14 protein-coding genes are annotated in these 16,129 nt (G+C 37.6%); 6 read left to right on the top strand and 8 right to left on the bottom strand.

Translation table 11 applies throughout. From position 1 onward, the window contains the following. Nucleotides 1-3: 3 nt before the first annotated feature. A complete protein-coding gene (locus tag AC3WSO_RS08900) occupies nucleotides 4-195 on the top strand; it encodes a hypothetical protein (RefSeq protein WP_053482024.1) in 192 nt (63 codons plus the stop codon). A 117-nt stretch (nucleotides 196-312) separates the two neighbouring features. Here the strand turns inward: AC3WSO_RS08900 and dsdA are convergent, their stop codons facing one another. Then, complete coding sequence (gene dsdA, locus AC3WSO_RS08895; protein ID WP_492530272.1) at nucleotides 313-1,653, bottom strand: D-serine ammonia-lyase; 1,341 nt, start codon at nucleotides 1,651-1,653, stop codon at nucleotides 313-315. Further along, nucleotides 1,643-2,116: a YaiI/YqxD family protein gene (locus AC3WSO_RS08890; protein WP_197144149.1), complete on the bottom strand. Its 474-nt coding sequence runs from the start codon at nucleotides 2,114-2,116 to the stop codon at nucleotides 1,643-1,645. The genes dsdA and AC3WSO_RS08890 overlap by 11 nt, the downstream gene beginning before the upstream one ends. Nucleotides 2,117-2,303: 187 nt before the next feature. Here AC3WSO_RS08890 and gdhA point away from each other — a divergent pair, with 187 nt between their 5' ends. The 3 genes from gdhA to AC3WSO_RS08875 all read left to right on the top strand — a co-directional run bounded on the left by gdhA (nucleotide 2,304) and on the right by AC3WSO_RS08875 (nucleotide 5,363). Then, the gene (gene gdhA, locus AC3WSO_RS08885; RefSeq protein WP_492530271.1) at nucleotides 2,304-3,677 is read left to right on the top strand and encodes an NADP-specific glutamate dehydrogenase; all 1,374 of its coding nucleotides are present in this window, start codon (nucleotides 2,304-2,306) and stop codon (nucleotides 3,675-3,677) included. A 173-nt stretch (nucleotides 3,678-3,850) separates the two neighbouring features. Beyond that, nucleotides 3,851-4,537 (top strand): phosphoribosylaminoimidazolesuccinocarboxamide synthase, encoded by a 687-nt coding sequence (locus AC3WSO_RS08880; RefSeq protein ID WP_492530270.1) that lies wholly within the window; start codon nucleotides 3,851-3,853, stop codon nucleotides 4,535-4,537. A 172-nt stretch (nucleotides 4,538-4,709) separates the two neighbouring features. Beyond that, on the top strand, nucleotides 4,710-5,363 hold the full coding sequence (locus AC3WSO_RS08875) for a Yip1 family protein (protein WP_492530269.1): 654 nt from the start codon (nucleotides 4,710-4,712) through the stop codon (nucleotides 5,361-5,363). A gap of 60 nt (nucleotides 5,364-5,423) precedes the next feature. On the opposite strand, the gene AC3WSO_RS08870 is transcribed toward AC3WSO_RS08875, so the two are convergent. The 5 genes from AC3WSO_RS08870 to AC3WSO_RS08850 all read right to left on the bottom strand — a co-directional run bounded on the left by AC3WSO_RS08870 (nucleotide 5,424) and on the right by AC3WSO_RS08850 (nucleotide 13,003). Further along, nucleotides 5,424-6,626 (bottom strand): NAD(P)-dependent malic enzyme, encoded by a 1,203-nt coding sequence (locus AC3WSO_RS08870; protein ID WP_492530268.1) that lies wholly within the window; start codon nucleotides 6,624-6,626, stop codon nucleotides 5,424-5,426. Between the two features lie 404 nt (nucleotides 6,627-7,030). Further along, nucleotides 7,031-7,861 carry an MBL fold metallo-hydrolase gene (locus tag AC3WSO_RS08865; protein WP_492530267.1) on the bottom strand — a complete coding sequence of 277 codons (831 nt, stop codon included), beginning with the start codon at nucleotides 7,859-7,861 and terminating at the stop codon, nucleotides 7,031-7,033. A gap of 64 nt (nucleotides 7,862-7,925) precedes the next feature. Next, entirely contained in the window at nucleotides 7,926-8,414 is a 489-nt protein-coding gene (locus AC3WSO_RS08860) for a hypothetical protein (protein ID WP_492530266.1), read from the bottom strand. Nucleotides 8,415-8,571: 157 nt separating this feature from the next. Continuing rightward, nucleotides 8,572-9,381, bottom strand: coding sequence for a sulfurtransferase (locus AC3WSO_RS08855; protein ID WP_492530265.1), 810 nt, complete (start codon nucleotides 9,379-9,381; stop codon nucleotides 8,572-8,574). A 10-nt stretch (nucleotides 9,382-9,391) separates the two neighbouring features. Further along, nucleotides 9,392-13,003 (bottom strand): dynamin family protein, encoded by a 3,612-nt coding sequence (locus AC3WSO_RS08850; RefSeq protein WP_492530264.1) that lies wholly within the window; start codon nucleotides 13,001-13,003, stop codon nucleotides 9,392-9,394. 789 nt (nucleotides 13,004-13,792) lie between these two features. Between AC3WSO_RS08850 and AC3WSO_RS08845 the strand changes: the two genes are divergently transcribed. After that, nucleotides 13,793-14,008, top strand: a complete 216-nt coding sequence (locus tag AC3WSO_RS08845; protein ID WP_492530263.1) for a DUF4183 domain-containing protein — start codon at nucleotides 13,793-13,795, stop codon at nucleotides 14,006-14,008. Nucleotides 14,009-14,212: 204 nt separating this feature from the next. Here the strand turns inward: AC3WSO_RS08845 and AC3WSO_RS08840 are convergent, their stop codons facing one another. Beyond that, on the bottom strand, nucleotides 14,213-14,827 hold the full coding sequence (locus tag AC3WSO_RS08840; protein ID WP_492530262.1) for a pyroglutamyl-peptidase I: 615 nt from the start codon (nucleotides 14,825-14,827) through the stop codon (nucleotides 14,213-14,215). Nucleotides 14,828-15,409: 582 nt separating this feature from the next. Between AC3WSO_RS08840 and AC3WSO_RS08835 the strand changes: the two genes are divergently transcribed. Beyond that, entirely contained in the window at nucleotides 15,410-15,865 is a 456-nt protein-coding gene (locus tag AC3WSO_RS08835; protein ID WP_492530261.1) for a chemotaxis protein CheX, read from the top strand. Nucleotides 15,866-16,129 lie beyond the last annotated feature (264 nt).

The raw sequence follows: 16,129 nt of genomic DNA, 5'->3' as shown, positions 1-16,129 counted from the left end.
AGTATGAAATATTTTAAACCACAAATGCAGCAACTTGTGAAAGAAAACCGTGAATTACATGATCGCTTAAAAGAGTTAATGGCCGAAATGGATTTGCAAAAAAATTATGCTTTAAAAGCGCTATATCATGCTGAAGTAGCGGACGGCGGACGCTATCAGCAAGATTATCAAGCGTTGGACTATTTATATAAATAACTCTCAATGAGCAAAAACACTTTGATTAATGAATAAAATTTTGAAATCAATTTTTAAAAGTAATAAACGCAAGAATGCTAATTCCGATCGCATTCTTGCGTTTTCTTATTAAATACCTTAATCATTAATTCTTGCTACTTGTACTACCTTCGCCATGTATTCCTCACGCATTTCCAACGGCACCATACTTCCACCTGTTGCCCAAACAAGATGGGTAGCTTGCTCCATCTTATTAACTAAATCATGCTTTTCTAAATAACTTTGTCCATTTTTCATTAACTGAATTGGTCCGAACATCCCTGCATGTGCAGATGGCTCCAAAAATAACTCTTCAACTTCCATAGTTATTGCAAGCGATTTAAATAATTCCTCATCTTTTACCGTGTAGCAGCCACTAATATAAGTTTCCATTACTTTCCCTACGAACTTAGACGCGCGGCCAACAGCAAGGCCATCTGCTTCAGTTTTATTATCAAGACCAATATCTTCTACACTGATTGCGTCATGTAAACCTGTCATTAAACCAATTGTCATACAAGGAGAGGCTACGGGCTCAGCGAAGAAAATATGTGCATGTTCTCCAAAAATTTCACGTACGCCGTATGCAACACCGCCCGGTCCACCACCTACACCACACGGCAAATATACGAACAATGGATGCGCTTCATCCACAGTAATATTCGTCTTTTCAAACTGGGCTTTTAAACGCTTCGCCGCCACTGCATAGCCAGCAAATAAGTCCTTCGAATTCTCATCATCAATGAAATGGCACTTAGGGTCTAGTTCAGCTTCTCGACGCCCTTGTTCCACAGCAACGCTATAATCAGCTTCATATTCAATCACTGTCGCACCTTTTTCACGCAGCAATGCTTTTTTCCATTCTTTTGCATCACTCGACATATGTACAACGACATTAAAGCCGAGTTTTTTGCCCATAATGCCGATACTTAATCCTAAATTACCTGTAGAACCTACGGCAATTGTGTATTGCTGGAAGAATGATTGAAAATCATCTGTTGCCAACACAGCATAATTGTCCTCTTTTGTTAGTTTGCCACTAGCGATGGCAATGCGCTCTGCATGCCTTAATACTTCAAAAATACCCCCACGAGCTTTAATAGAGCCTGAAATCGGCAAGGTATGATCACATTTTAAGATCAACTGACCTGGTATTAAAACGTCAAATTCCTTTTCAAGAGCTTTCTTTATCAAAGCTATGTCTTGTATAGATGATTCAATAAGTCCTTTACTTTCCAAAAGCTCAGGAAATGCAATAATTAAATAGGAAGAAAAACGTTTAAGTGTTTCTTCTGCTTCCTCAACCTCTTCCATTGAAAAAAGATTGGTTTCCCCCCTTTTTTTTCGATTTGTATTTTCCCATAGCACAGTTTCATGATTCGCTAGCTCTTCTAATCTCGAAAATCGATTAAATAGTTCGTGTTTAAGTTCATTTTTCACCTTTAGATTCCTCCACTTTTTGAGCTAAAATTGCTCGTTCACAAATTTGTCGAAATTTCAATTCGAACGAAATATTGTTTTCTTGTGTTCGTTTTTTCGGTCCTCTCGTACGTCCACCTGCACGTCTAATTTTTTGTCCAACATGGCGCATATCGAGCAAACGTTCGATATTTTCATCGGACATCTCTCGTCCATTTTGATCAATTGGATAACCACCTCTTGCCAAAACCATTGCTGCTAATCCGTAATCCTGTGTAATGACAATATCATGTTTTGAAAGCGCATTCACTAGCGTAAAATCAACCGAATCTGGCCCTTTAGGAACAATAATTGTTATTACATTATCACGTTCAACACGATGGGATGTATCGCAAAACAAGATTGTTTCAATCTCAAACTCAGATGATATGGATAGTGCTAAATCCACGACTGGACAAGCATCAGCGTCAATTAAAACCTTCACAATAAAGCATCATTCCTTTCTCATAATTAGATGGATCAAACACATAATTATTATTTCAATATAACAAATTTTCACTCCCGTTTGTTCAATTTTTCACAAACTTAAGACTGTTAAAAAAAGTATTTTATTGAATAGTGTGAAAAATAGATATACGATACACCTATCAACTAACTGGAGGTTTTTTACTATGACAACTGTAACTGTAAGCAACGAACAATTAGCAAAAGAATACGTTGATGGCGTATTTGAGCAACTAAAAAACCAAAATAGTTATCAAGCAGAATTCTTACAAGCAGCTGAAGAAATTTTTATTTCATTAGTGCCTGTATTTGCACAACACCCTGAATATATAAAAGCCAATATCTTATCTCGTATCGTTGAGCCAGATCGAATCATTTCCTTCCGTGTTGCTTGGCAAGATGATAACAATCAAGTTCAAGTAAACCGTGGTTACCGTGTGCAATACAATAATGTTATGGGGCCATACAAAGGCGGCCTTCGCTTCCACCCTTCCGTAAATGAATCCATTATCAAATTCTTAGGCTTTGAACAAATTTTTAAAAATGCTTTAACAGGCCAACCAATCGGTGGTGGTAAAGGTGGCTCAAACTTCGACCCTAAAGGTAAGTCAGATTCAGAAATCATGCGTTTCTGCCAAGCATTCATGACTGAATTATACCGCCATATTGGTCCTGATGTCGATGTTCCAGCAGGTGATATCGGTGTTGGTGCTCGTGAAGTTGGCTATTTATGGGGTCAATATAAGCGTATAACAAAAGCAAGTGAATCTGGTGTATTAACAGGAAAAATTCCTGGCTATGGTGGCTCTTTAGCTCGTAAAGAGGCAACTGGTTATGGTACTGTTTATTTTGTAAATGAAATGCTAAAAGATGCCAACGATTCATTCGAGGGTAAAACAGTAGTAGTTTCTGGCTCTGGTAACGTTTCAACATATGCAATTGAAAAAGCACAATCCTATGGTGCAAAAGTTGTTGCTTGCTCTGACTCTTCAGGCTATATTTACGATCCAGATGGTTTAGACCTTGATGCAATTAAAGAAATTAAAGAAATAAAAGGCGATCGTATCTCCACTTATTTAAACTATCGTCCTAATGCTACATTTAAAGAAGGCTGCACGGGTATCTGGACGATTCCTTGTGACATCGCGCTTCCATGTGCTACTCAAAATGAAATTAATGGCGATTCAGCTCGTACTTTAATTGAAAACGGCGTAAAAGCTATTGGTGAAGGTGCAAACATGCCATCAGATTTAGAAGCAATTAACGAATTTTTAAATGCTGGCGTATTATTCGGTCCTGCAAAAGCGGCTAATGCCGGAGGTGTTGCAGTATCTGCTCTTGAAATGGCGCAAGATTCAAGTCGCGTATTCTGGTCATTTGAAAAAGTAGATGCTAAATTACACGAAATTATGAAAAATATTTACGCAGATAGTAAAGCGGCTGCTGAAAAATATGGTTACCCTGGGAACCTTGTAGTTGGCGCGAACATCGCTGGCTTCGTAAAAGTTGCTGATGGTATGCTTTCTGAAGGTGTATATTAATAACTTTACCCCATCCAAAGATGATAACGAATATTCGTTATCATCTTATTTTTTAATATATAAAGCGCTGAAATACTCGTAAGTTTTGCATTAAAACGAACAATTTTACTATTAAACAATCAAAATATTCGTGTTATAATATTGGAGTACTACAACATATTGGAGGTTTTTTTGTGGAATTATTGTATACAGGTAAAACGAAAAATGTGTTCAAGTTAGAAGATGGTCACTACTTATTAAAATTTAAAGATGATGTAACTGGTGAAAACGGCGTATTCGACCCAGGTGCTAATACTGTTGGATTAACAATCGACGGTGCTGGTTTGGCTGGTCTTCGCTTAACTTCTTATTTCTACTCAAAACTAAACGAACAAGGTGTTCCTACTCACTATGTTGATGCAAACTTCAACGATGCAACAATGACGGTAAAACCTGCAACTGTTTTCGGTAAAGGGTTAGAGGTCATTTGCCGATTCAAGGCAGTAGGATCTTTCCTACGTCGCTATGGTGCTTACGTGAAAGAAGGACAAGCCTTAGATTCTTTCGTAGAAGTTACCATCAAAGATGATGATCGACTAGATCCTCCTATTTCTGAAGATGCTTTAGCAATGTTAGACCTGTTAACACACGATGAATATGCAATTTTAAAACAACGTACGATTGAAATTGCTAAATTTGTTGCTGCAGAACTTGCAAAAAAAGGGTTAACCCTTTACGATATTAAATTAGAATTTGGCCGCGATGCTCAAACAAATGAAATTTTATTAATAGATGAAATTTCAGGTGGTAATATGCGCGCTTACAAAGGCGAACAATACATAGAACCATTAGAGCTTGAAAAAATTATGTTAGCTGAATAAAAAAACCATTCTATTAATATGCTATGTAAGATTAGTTACGCGTAATCAAAAGAGTCGCTTTTTTGCGGCTCTTTTTGTTACTATATATTGATTTTTTTCGAAACCTTTCATTAGGTCATTCCGTATACTCATTATACGCATAAATTTATACTATTATTTTGGAGGTAATTTGATGGATAACTATAATGAATCATCACAAGAAAGGCCAAAGGTTAATCCATTTTTGTCTATTTGGTTGCATCCAAAGAAAACAACCCGTTACATGATTGAAGAAAAATCAATAGGTTTTGCGATTCTTCTCATGTCAATTGGTTATCTAGGTGTTATACTTTCAGACCTTGTTGATAGTACATTTTTGTCAAACGTGTCTCCTTGGTTTATCGTCATTTTTTGCGTTATTGCAGCACCGATTCTAGGGATAATTGGTACGGCTTTTTCTGCACTAATCACTTGGTTGTTCGGTAAACTTTTTAAAGGAACAGGTACGTACTCACACTTATTCAAAGGGCTAAGTTTAACTTCTATCCCATTTATAGCACTTATTCCTTTTTACTTAATTTGGTTATTTACATCACCCGAGTCTTTAATGAATTCTGACTTCGCCGGAACTTACCCTTGGGTTATTTGGCCAGCACTTTTATTAACCCTTGTGGTTGTAATATGGTCCCTCGTTATTACAATAGGAATTATTGCAGAAGCACATCAAATTCCAAATTGGATGGCCTTCTTAACACTCTTAATTCCAACCATTATTTTCGTTATTCTATTCATTATTCTTATTATTGTTCTATTTTTCATTTTCGGCATTTTTATCGGAATGATGTAAAAAAATCTCCCCTCTCTATGAGAGTGGGAGATTTTTTAGATTCACCTGTATACGTAAATGTTAAACCGATAACACTGTATTTTGTTGGAAGAGCTCCGACACACCTGACTCAACAGCTGCACCACTTACAGCTTGCGAAACAATTTCAACAACCCGCTCATCTAATGATTTAGGTACAATATATTCCTCAGTTAATTCCTCATCACTAACAAGAGCCGCTATCGCTTCCACTGCAGCTATCTTCATCGCTTCATTAATATCTGTCGCTCGAACATCCAAAGCCCCACGGAAAATACCAGGGAAAGCGAGAACATTGTTAATTTGGTTCGGATAATCTGAGCGTCCTGTCCCCATAACACGCACTCCCCATGCCTTGGCGTTTTCATACGTGATTTCAGGATTTGGATTCGCAAGTGCAAACACGACCGGATCTTCATTCATCGAAGCAATATGTGCTTCTGTTAATAAATTGGCAACCGATACGCCGATAAAGACGTCAGCCCCTTTAATGGCATCCTCCAATGTACCATGTATTTTTTCAGGATTTGTTAAATGGGCAACCGTTTCTTTAATCGGATTCATACCTTCAGCGCGGCCTTCATATATGAGTCCCTTTGTATCGCACATAAAAATATTTTTATAGCCCATTTGCACAAGAATACGCAAAATAGCAATACCCGCTGCACCTGCACCATTAATGACAACCTTCATCGTTGCCACATCTTTCTTCACAATACGATTGGCATTAATCATCCCTGCACCTACTACAATCGCTGTTCCATGCTGATCATCATGAAATACAGGAATATCACATTCTTGGCGCAGACGATCTTCAATTTCAAAGCATCTTGGCGCAGAAATATCCTCTAAGTTTACAGCACCGAAAGTTGGAGCTAGTGCCTTCACAATGCTAACGATTTCATCTGTACTCTTCGTATCTAAGCAAATAGGAAAAGCATCAACATTAGCAAAACGCTTTAATAAAATCGCCTTCCCCTCCATTACCGGTAATGCCGCCTTCGGACCGATATCCCCTAATCCCAATACCGCTGTACCATCTGAAACAACAGCCACCATATTCCCCTTCATTGTATAGTCGTAAACAAGTGATGGATTTCTTTCAATCTCTACGCAGGGCGCAGCTACCCCCGGAGAATACGCAAGACTTAAATCATATGAATCTTGCACTGGTACTTTAGAAATCACCTCTAGTTTACCACTATAATACTCATGCATTTCTAAAGCCTTTTTCATAATGTCCATTCAATCCCATCCTTTTCTTTTCGAATTATTATATATTTCAGAATCATAATACTTTGTGAAAGTAAAGTCAACGAATTTTCTGTCAATTTTATTTTATCTATGAAATAGCGCCATTTTTAATCGTACACTCCAATTTATTGTCTTGTTATACTCTTCACAATCAATTATTTCAATATATCATCTACAACTATTAGCCTTTCAATAAATGTATTATTACCGGTATTAAACCTGTTCAACTTTTCACATAGTATTTTACTTATGTAAATGAGAATCTTTTCACAAACTTATGTAAGCGCATCCATTACTCTATCTAGTTTCGTCACATTTTCTCCACATTTTTTCACAAAGTTTTTTATTATATTCATTTCATAGGCAGTGTTACATTAATCAACAAAAAAGAGCCCTTATTTCAAGGACTCTTGCGTAAACTGATTTATAAATGCGGTGATAATATGCTTGGAAGACCATTGTTCCCCTGATACTTTTGTAATCGGGTATTCTCGAGAAAAGATCGATTTTGTCATTTCGTCTACCGAATAACCTTTATAAAACAGTTGCCTTATATTCCCCTCCATCTCTTCTAAATAAGCAATTTTTTCTAGTATTTTCGCTCGACCATCCGCTATAAAGCCTGCATGACAACAATATACTACTTCAAAATCATAGTTTACTATTTTTTTCAAAGACGCTAAGGTATGTACGATATTTTCTTCATCAAGGACAACCTTAGTTTTCGTTTGTATATACAAATCACCTGTAAACATAGCACCTGTTTCCCGATTATAAAATGATACATGATCTGTCGTATGTCCTGGTGTTTCAATTACATCCCAAGTAGCTGAATTTGTTTGCAACGTATCGCCAAACGGCTGAGCTATAAACGCTGGTCGCTCACCCCATAATGCCTGTCGATAAAAAGGATACTCTCCATCCTTTGCACAAAGGCTCACCGAATCACGGTGAACATAGATAGGTACACCCGTATACTGCTGAATCCATGCTGCATTTCCTGAATGATCCTCATGAGAATGAGTGAGCGCCAATTGTTCAATCGGTAATTCTTTAAAAAAAGATTGGAACTCCTGCGAAAGTGAGTATGAGCCTGTATCAATTAATAACCCATCTACCAAAAAGCTATAAACACTCATGCCAATACCCTGAACCGCCACTTTCCCATGAGCACATTGCACACCACGATTTCGTTGAATTTCTATACTTTTCTCTCGTTCAAACATCCTTTCTCCCCCTTTGTAAAAAGAGTTTAGCATAAAAAGAATATTCAGTCATTTTACCAATACATCAAAATTCGGTTCGTTGATATAATTTCGCTCTGGTGGGTCCATCCATCATTTTGATGGTTCTATCCACGATTTGAGCGGGGCTATCCTTCATTTTGACAGTTCTATCCACGATTTGAGCGGGGCTATCCACCATTTTGACAGTTCTATCCACGATTTGAGCGGGGCTATCCACCATTTTGACGGTTCTATCCACGATTTGAGCGGGGCTATCCTTCATTTTGACGGTTCTATCCACGATTTGAGCGGGCCTATCCACCATTTTGACGGTTCTATCCACGATTTGAGCAGGGCTATCCACCATTTTGACGGTTCTATCCACGATTTGAGCGGGCCTATCCTTCATTTTGACGGTTCTATCCACGATTTGAGCAGGGCTATCCTTCATTTTGACAGTTCTATCCACGATTTGAGCGGGGCTATCCTTCATTTTGACAGTTCTATCCACGATTTGAGCGGGGCTATCCTTCATTTTGACAGTTCTATCCACGATTTGGCTTTTCTATCCTGCCCATCATTCTGTCACCTTCGCTCTTCTTTCTGCCTCTCTTACCTTTCTTTCCATCACTTCGACTGCTTTCCACCTTTTCCACTCCAATAAAAGCAAAAAAAACGCCCACCAAAGTGAGCGTTTCTTCTATAATCTTTTATTCATTTGTCCCTTTTTCAACGTCATATTGTGTAATCCAGTCACTATAGCTACCTACATACAGTTGAATATTTTCGTAGCCTTCATCTGCTAGCACTGCATACAATGGTGATGCTGTAACACCGCTTCCGCAATACACCACAACATGCTCGTCACGAGCAACTTTACTACGTAACACATCATTCGCTTGCAAATGACCGTCTGCCTTTAATTGCTCCCAGTCAAAGTTTTTCGCAGTCGGAATATGCCCAGCTACATTATCAAGAGGCTCCATTTCACCACGATAGCGAGCTGCGGCACGTGCATCTAACAACGTAGCATCGACTACTCCATCTACAATAGCTTTCACTGCTTCACGTGGAGCATATAGTTCATCTCGCCAAACAAATTCGATCGTAGTTGGTGGATATTTGATAATGTCTTTTGTGAAAGGTATTTTCTCCTCAAGAGCCGGTGCGCCACCATTCACAATTACTACATTCGGAAAGCCTGCATAAGTCAGCATCCACCAAGCACGTGGTGCAAATGGAGAAGCTCCTTGATCGTAAACGACAATTTGATCCTCATAGTTTAATCCCAATCCTTGAAATACTGCTGATAGCTTTTCCTTATTCGGCATGGGATGGCGACCATCGCTGGACCCCATATCAGATAAATCCTGCTCTAGATCGATATAAATAGCTCCTGGTGCATGTCCTTCTTCAAATGCTTTGCTACCCGCCTCTTTCTTTTGTAAATCAAAGCGAGCATCTATGAAACGGACTTCATCAAACTGAATTTCCTCAACTGATTTGAATACTTTTCCCAAATGAATCACCTCATGCGTATTGTAATTGAGCATAAATTTCTTTCCAAGAAGCTAAACGACTTTCTTCCTGAAGTGCAAGTCTTTCTGTTGCAATTTGTTCAAGTGCCTGATGATAAATATGCAGACGTAATTTCTCTGCTTCCTCCGCAATATAAGTAATCGCCCATGTCATGAGAGATACTTTTTGTGAATCTAAATAATCTTGCGCATCTGGTTTCGTTAAGACCTCTAGAGCCTCACTTAACTTCACTTTTTCATTCTTCTCAAAGAATGCCTTTTGATTACGGAAGTGTGATTTCACACCTGAATATTTAGTGATATCTGTAAATGGCCCTTCAAAATCAAGTAAATCTGGCTCAGAAGATTCAAACGCTAAAAACGAGAAGCTTCGATTTAATTCTTTAAGCTCACGTACTTCATCTTTAAAGCGCAGTTGCATTTTTTTACTAATAAACTGTGATAAACGGAAGTTTGTTACACGCATTTCTTGTGTAAAATCAAATCGTAAACTTTGCATTACTTCCTTTAAAGCATGCTCTAATGCTTGCTGAACCGGCATTGCTGCAAATGTTGACGGATTGTAGCCTTCCTTAAAGAACTCTGGGTAACGATAATACACACGCTGAAGAACATAATACAGTAATTCATCAAGCTCTTGCTTCGTTTCACTTTCTACCATACTTGTATTAAGCGAATTGAATTTCGATTTCACATGTTGCTCAAGAGTTGTTAATTCCTCTAAACGCTCATCCTTACGCTTTAAGTTCTCTTCTGTTTGCGCAATTAAGTCACCTAAACGTTGCTCCGTTTTATCGACTTCCTCCGCAAGTGCCTGAACCGCCAATGCACTTAATTCATCATTTAAGAATGTGTGGAAAGAATCTTCGAAAGGTGGCATTCCAGATGTGAAATCCGCACCCTCTACTTTTTCCTTTAATGCTAATAAGCTAGACACACCGTAAAGGCGTGGGAAGCGAATGCCAAAGCGTTGTAATTCTGAACGCACATAACCTTTTACATCTTCCTGTTCTTCTTCTGTTGTCGCTAAATCAATCGCATTAACGATAAAGAACATCTTATCAAGCTCGAAGGTATCTTTCACACGACCAAGCTGGATTAAAAACTCACGGTCCGCTTTAGCAAAAGCATGATTATAATAAGTAATAAACAAAATTGCATCAGCATTACGAATATATTCAAATGCCACTCCTGTGTGACGCGCATTAATAGAATCTGCTCCTGGTGTGTCAACAAGTGTCACACCCATGCGTGTTAACGGACTGTCATAATAGAAATCGATATTATCGACAAAGCATGATTTATTTTCCTGCGCAACAAATTTTTCGAACTCTTCACGGTTTACACGTAATACTTTCCCAAGCTCAGACTTAAATATTGGGAACCCTTCTTTAAATGCGCGAATAAATGATTTATGCACATTTAAGCGATCGTCAGATAGTTGCACCGCAAGTCCCTCATCTGCACGATTGAATGCTTCTTCTAACGAGGAAACCGATAAACCAATCGCTGCATATGAAGCTTGAATATCTTCTAGCATTTGGTCAGGTGTTTTTAATTGGACATCTGCTGTTTCATGCGGATGATCTGGTGAAACAGGACGAATTTTATTAATAGCCGCCGTTGTCGGGTTTGGTGACACAGGTAAAACCTTGGCACCCATTAACGCATTAGAGAACGAAGATTTCCCTGCACTAAACGCACCGAAAAGCGCAATTGTGAAATCCTTTTTCTGTAAGCGTTCTACTTTATTTTCTAAGTAAGTTGCTACTTCCGCAAAGCCTTGTACATCTTTTACAGCAGTTGCCGTGTGAAGTGCACGCTTCACTACACCTTCAATAGGAAGACTTGTTGCACTAACTGTTTGATGTGACTCTTCCTCAATTAACGCTTCCTCTTTTGGCTTTAACATCGATTCGTCAAATAATCGAATATCTGCTAAATCTTGCTTAAATGCATGCTCCCAATTTGTCAGCTGTTGATTTGCTATTTTACGTATTTCATTGCTTGCCTGATGCATAATACTTGCACTATATTGCTGATAGCCCTCGATTTCAAGCACTGCTTGAATGGCATCAACTTTCTTTTGCATCCCTGCCATTTTTAATTTAGATGGAGCAGCTGTTTCTGTAGCTACTGCTTCCAAAGTTGTTGCTTGCGCATCTTTCCACTTATCAGTTTCCTGGATGTAGTAGCGCTTAGTCGCTTCTGCCACACGGTTGGCAAAATTCAACACAGCATCTCCTGTTAAAATTGCGCCAACTTGTACCTGCTGCTCAATAAGGGAGAATGGTAAATCAAAGTCGTAGGCATCAATAGCTGTAGCACGTTCTTCATTTAACGCACCAACATCTTTTATCACCTTTTTCATTAGCCCTTTTAAATGTCCAGTAATCTGTGCATGAACAACATTTTGATAGGCACTATAGGCATCCTCTTTACGGCGGTTACGCTCTTCCTCTGTTTTTTTCTTAGCAGTAAATAAGCCCCCTACCTTGAAACCTTCCTGCTGACTCTCTAAATAAAGACGTAATTTATCGCGTAAATCTGCTGGCATAATAGCTGCATTCGCAAGAAGTTCTTTGCGTTGCTCTTCGAACATTTCATTCCATGCCTCAACTGAGAACAATTCAACTTGACGATTTAGCTTATGATACTGCTCTAAAATATCCTTATGGTTTGCCCAGTCATCGGCACTTAATACATCTTCATCAATATCTAAACGATCCTGTCTTTCTTCCGTTAAATAATTGTCATGCTCACTTTGTAATAAACGCAATGTATTTGATGCAGTTTGTATAAGCTGCTCCTGCCAATCATTCATACTATCCATAACGATTTTCTTTACGACCACAAAATCGTTATTAGGGTGCTCCGGCTCTCTTAATGAAGTGAAAAATACGCCTTTTGGTACTACGCCCCAAGCTGCAAAGGAATTGTGAACAGTTGCTTTAAATTCCTCGAAGCTTAATTCATTTTCCTTATGCTTATCTATCATGTTAACGATTAAATAAACGTTTGGATTGTACTTCATTAATTGCTTTGTAAATTGAAAATTCAATTCCGATTGCACGTGATTGTAGTCCATTGTATAAAAAACAATATCAGCAATATGAAGAGCAGACTCTGTTGACATACGGTGAGCATCATCTGTCGAGTCAACACCTGGCGTATCCATAACAGTGACACCTAGTGGTAATGTCGATGTACTATGACCAATTTCAATTTGTGACACTAGGTCCCCATTTTTACTAAGCTCTTTAACTGTTTTAAAATCATAGCCCGCTTCGAATTTTACAGGCTTTTCATTATGCATATAGACAATCGCAAAGTCTTCTTCAGATTTATGGACTTTGACGATATTTGCACTCGTTGGAATAGGACTTGCCGCAAGTAAATCTTCACCAGATAGTGCGTTAATCATACTCGATTTACCAGCAGAGAAATGGCCTGCAAAGCCAATAACATATTCTTTTTGCTGTATTTTACGTGCAAAAAGTGATGTCTTATCCATACGCTCTGTATCACCATTATGCTGATAAATTATGTATTGTAACGAAGCTTGCTTTAAAAGCGCCTCCAATTGTTGTTCAAAATCTTTCATAAAAACCAGTAACCCCTTTATTCATATTAATCAATTTCGCCTTGGCGTAATTACCGCTGTCGCGCAGAAAAAAATTGCGTCCGGAGGCTTTAGGCCAACACGATGTTGGTCACTCAGTCGTTGCCACAGGACGTGATGTACTTAGACTGAGTTCCTTTCAGTCTTGGTTGGACAGAAACTATATCCGTATTCATCTTACTACTTCCTAGGAAGTAGTTTTTACGAATGAAGATAGTCATAAATAATATTCTACCTTATTCGACAAGCAAAGTATAACACTAATTTACTATAAAAAGCATATATATCAGGATTTCAGACGCCATATTCATCCATATCGTCCTGTTTATTTATAAAATTAAAGTTTATAGGCTCATGATTACTATGTAATGATGTTTCTTAAAACCTTCTACCAGGATAACGCCCAGCCTGAACAGAAATTACCCACACGTTATGGTCATTATTTTTCTAACTACTAATTTCTATTGCAAAAATGGATGCGCAACTATTCAACTAATAATTTTCTTCATATTTTAAAGTAAGAAAAAAAGATTGGTGTGCGATTGTAAATCTAATAGTGAATAGATAAATACGAAGTTAAATGGAGTGATAAACATATGGTAACTTTAGGAACCTCCGAAAAATCGAGCCAGAATGTGAAGATCGGTTTATTTGGCCACGTATAAAACCTAGTACCATTCCATTGGAAGACCCTCCCCCAGTCGTTGAACCTAGAAAAATATTATTCCAACAGTAAATAGATATTTCAATGTTGTTACATCGGATATTGATTTGACTAACGGGGCGACTCTATCAGCTAGCCAATTTTGGAATGATAATGGGAACCAAGCAACCAAATTTATCATTTTTAATCCGAGTGGCTACGTTCAGCTTTATATCAATCCCGTCATGCAGGAAAGTGGAATTTATACCTTAAGTCCAAGTAATTCAACAATTTATAGTGGTACTCCAATCATCATAGAATCAATAGGGTTTTCAACACAGTAAAATAAAGCCTTGTAATAGGTACTTTATCTGCCTGGACACTGTATTAGTGATAGAAGAAATGGGTGTACGTTGATATCAAATCAATCCTACTATCCAATAATTTGTTTCATTACTTATCTAACTAAAAATGGATGCCTAAAATGATGATTATCATTTCAGGTCATCCATTTTACTTCTTTATTTATCCTCATCGTTTGAGGAAAATCAATCGTTTGCTGCACGAATGGTCTCCTCGATACAGAGCCTAATACACGTGATTAAATCTTGGATATTCCATCCAGGTATTTTTCCATGTTGAATCGCCAAATCAAATGACGCAGGAATATGAATGAATCCAGCATGGACCTCTTTATGTTGCTTCGCGTAAACAAGCCCTTCATACATAATGTTATTACATAAATAGGTACCAGCCGTATTTGAAATCTCCGCTGGATATCCTTCTTTACATAATCGATTTACCATATTTCTAATAGGTAGATTCGTGATATAGGCATCTACACCATCATCATAAATGTTCTCATCTACTGGTGTATAACCATCATTATCTGCTTCCCCATCTTTAATATTAATCGCGATTCGCTCTGGCGTTATTTTAAATCGCCCCCCAGCTAATCCTAATGAAATAATGATTTGTGGCTTAATCTCAGCAATATATTGTTTCAGTTGCTGAGCTGATTGCTGAAAATCTACAGACAAAATGCGTCCTACAATTTCATAACCATCCATCTTTTCCCCATTTAATTTTTCTACAATTTGCATCGTTGGATTTATTTTATATTCAAGAAATGGCACAAACCCTGTTAATAATATCTTCGTCATTTTCTTCACCTAATTTTCTATAGGACGTTGCTTGATTGCCTATCCATTATTATTTTTTGATACTTCAGCAGCCAGACCGATCATTAACATCAGATAAACATTGTATGAAGTTAATGTCTTATTAATAGCCTCGTAACCATAATATAAAAAACCAATTCTCATTTTCAACTTTTTTCAGAAAAAACAAATAGTTTTTCTCTTTATTCCCTCGAAAGTATGTAAGATAAATATTTTCGTAAAAAAAGCATGATCTCTAAATTGCTTAGACCACGCTCTCTTGTAAAAATATTGTCGTTATTGTTTATTCTCTTATTTTAAATGCGCAGTCGCCTGTTTCATAACGTGTTTCCCTACTCCAATATAGATAACCACTGCCGTTCCAATCAATACGAATGTCATCGCTGACCGCTCCTTTTTTTATAAAAATTTGTATTTAAAAAAACTTAATCGTTCATTTAATGATTTTGAAAATCATTCTCATTAATATAATATAAATTTCCCATTAATTCGTCAAGACATACTTTCATCTTACCCTTTTAACATGGTAAGATGTAGAAAAGTCGGAAAAAGGATGCGGTAAAAATGAGTAATTCGAAGTACTTTCAAACTATTTTAAATGGGACAATCCACGCTTTAAAATCGATCCTACCTATGGAGATAGACGTGAAAACGCCGAGTATTATTTCTGAACCATTTCAACAGCAGCAAATGGGGGTTTTAATTGGTTTAATAGGAGATTTAAAGGGCCGAGTAATCATTGACTCTTCTCCAGAAACATTTAGCGACATCGGCAATACGATGTTTGGTATGCCTCTCGAAGGAGAAATGTTGGAATCCTTTACAGGGGAATTCGGCAATATGATTGCAGGGAATCTATGTACTACCGTCGGACAAGAAAGCTTAGAAATTGATATCACGCCACCAACAGTGATGGTTGGTAACACAAAATTATACGGCTTTGAAAAGGCCTTTATACTCCCTGTCACAATTCCAAGCGTTGGTCCACTGACAGTTCTTTTAACAATTGAAGAAGAATAGAGTTCTAGAATATCGAACTGTTCAATTTGTACATCCTATGCCTATACATCAAACATTTATGATCACGCTTTATCATTCTCTTTAATAAACGATGAATACCCCGTAAGGCTCAAGTCTAAATTCCCTATAGTAAAATTACTTGAAAAATAATAGATTTCAATAATAATCACTTCATTTTCAACTAAAATGCGGCCATCTCAATGACTATTGAGCTGGCTTTTTTTTATTCCCTCCTCAATTTTTCACATTTTTTTCACATTATTC

The sequence above is a fragment of the Lysinibacillus sp. EB106-09-02-XG168 genome, from assembly GCF_058791475.1.
This window is presented reverse-complemented; position numbering and strand designations above follow the sequence as displayed.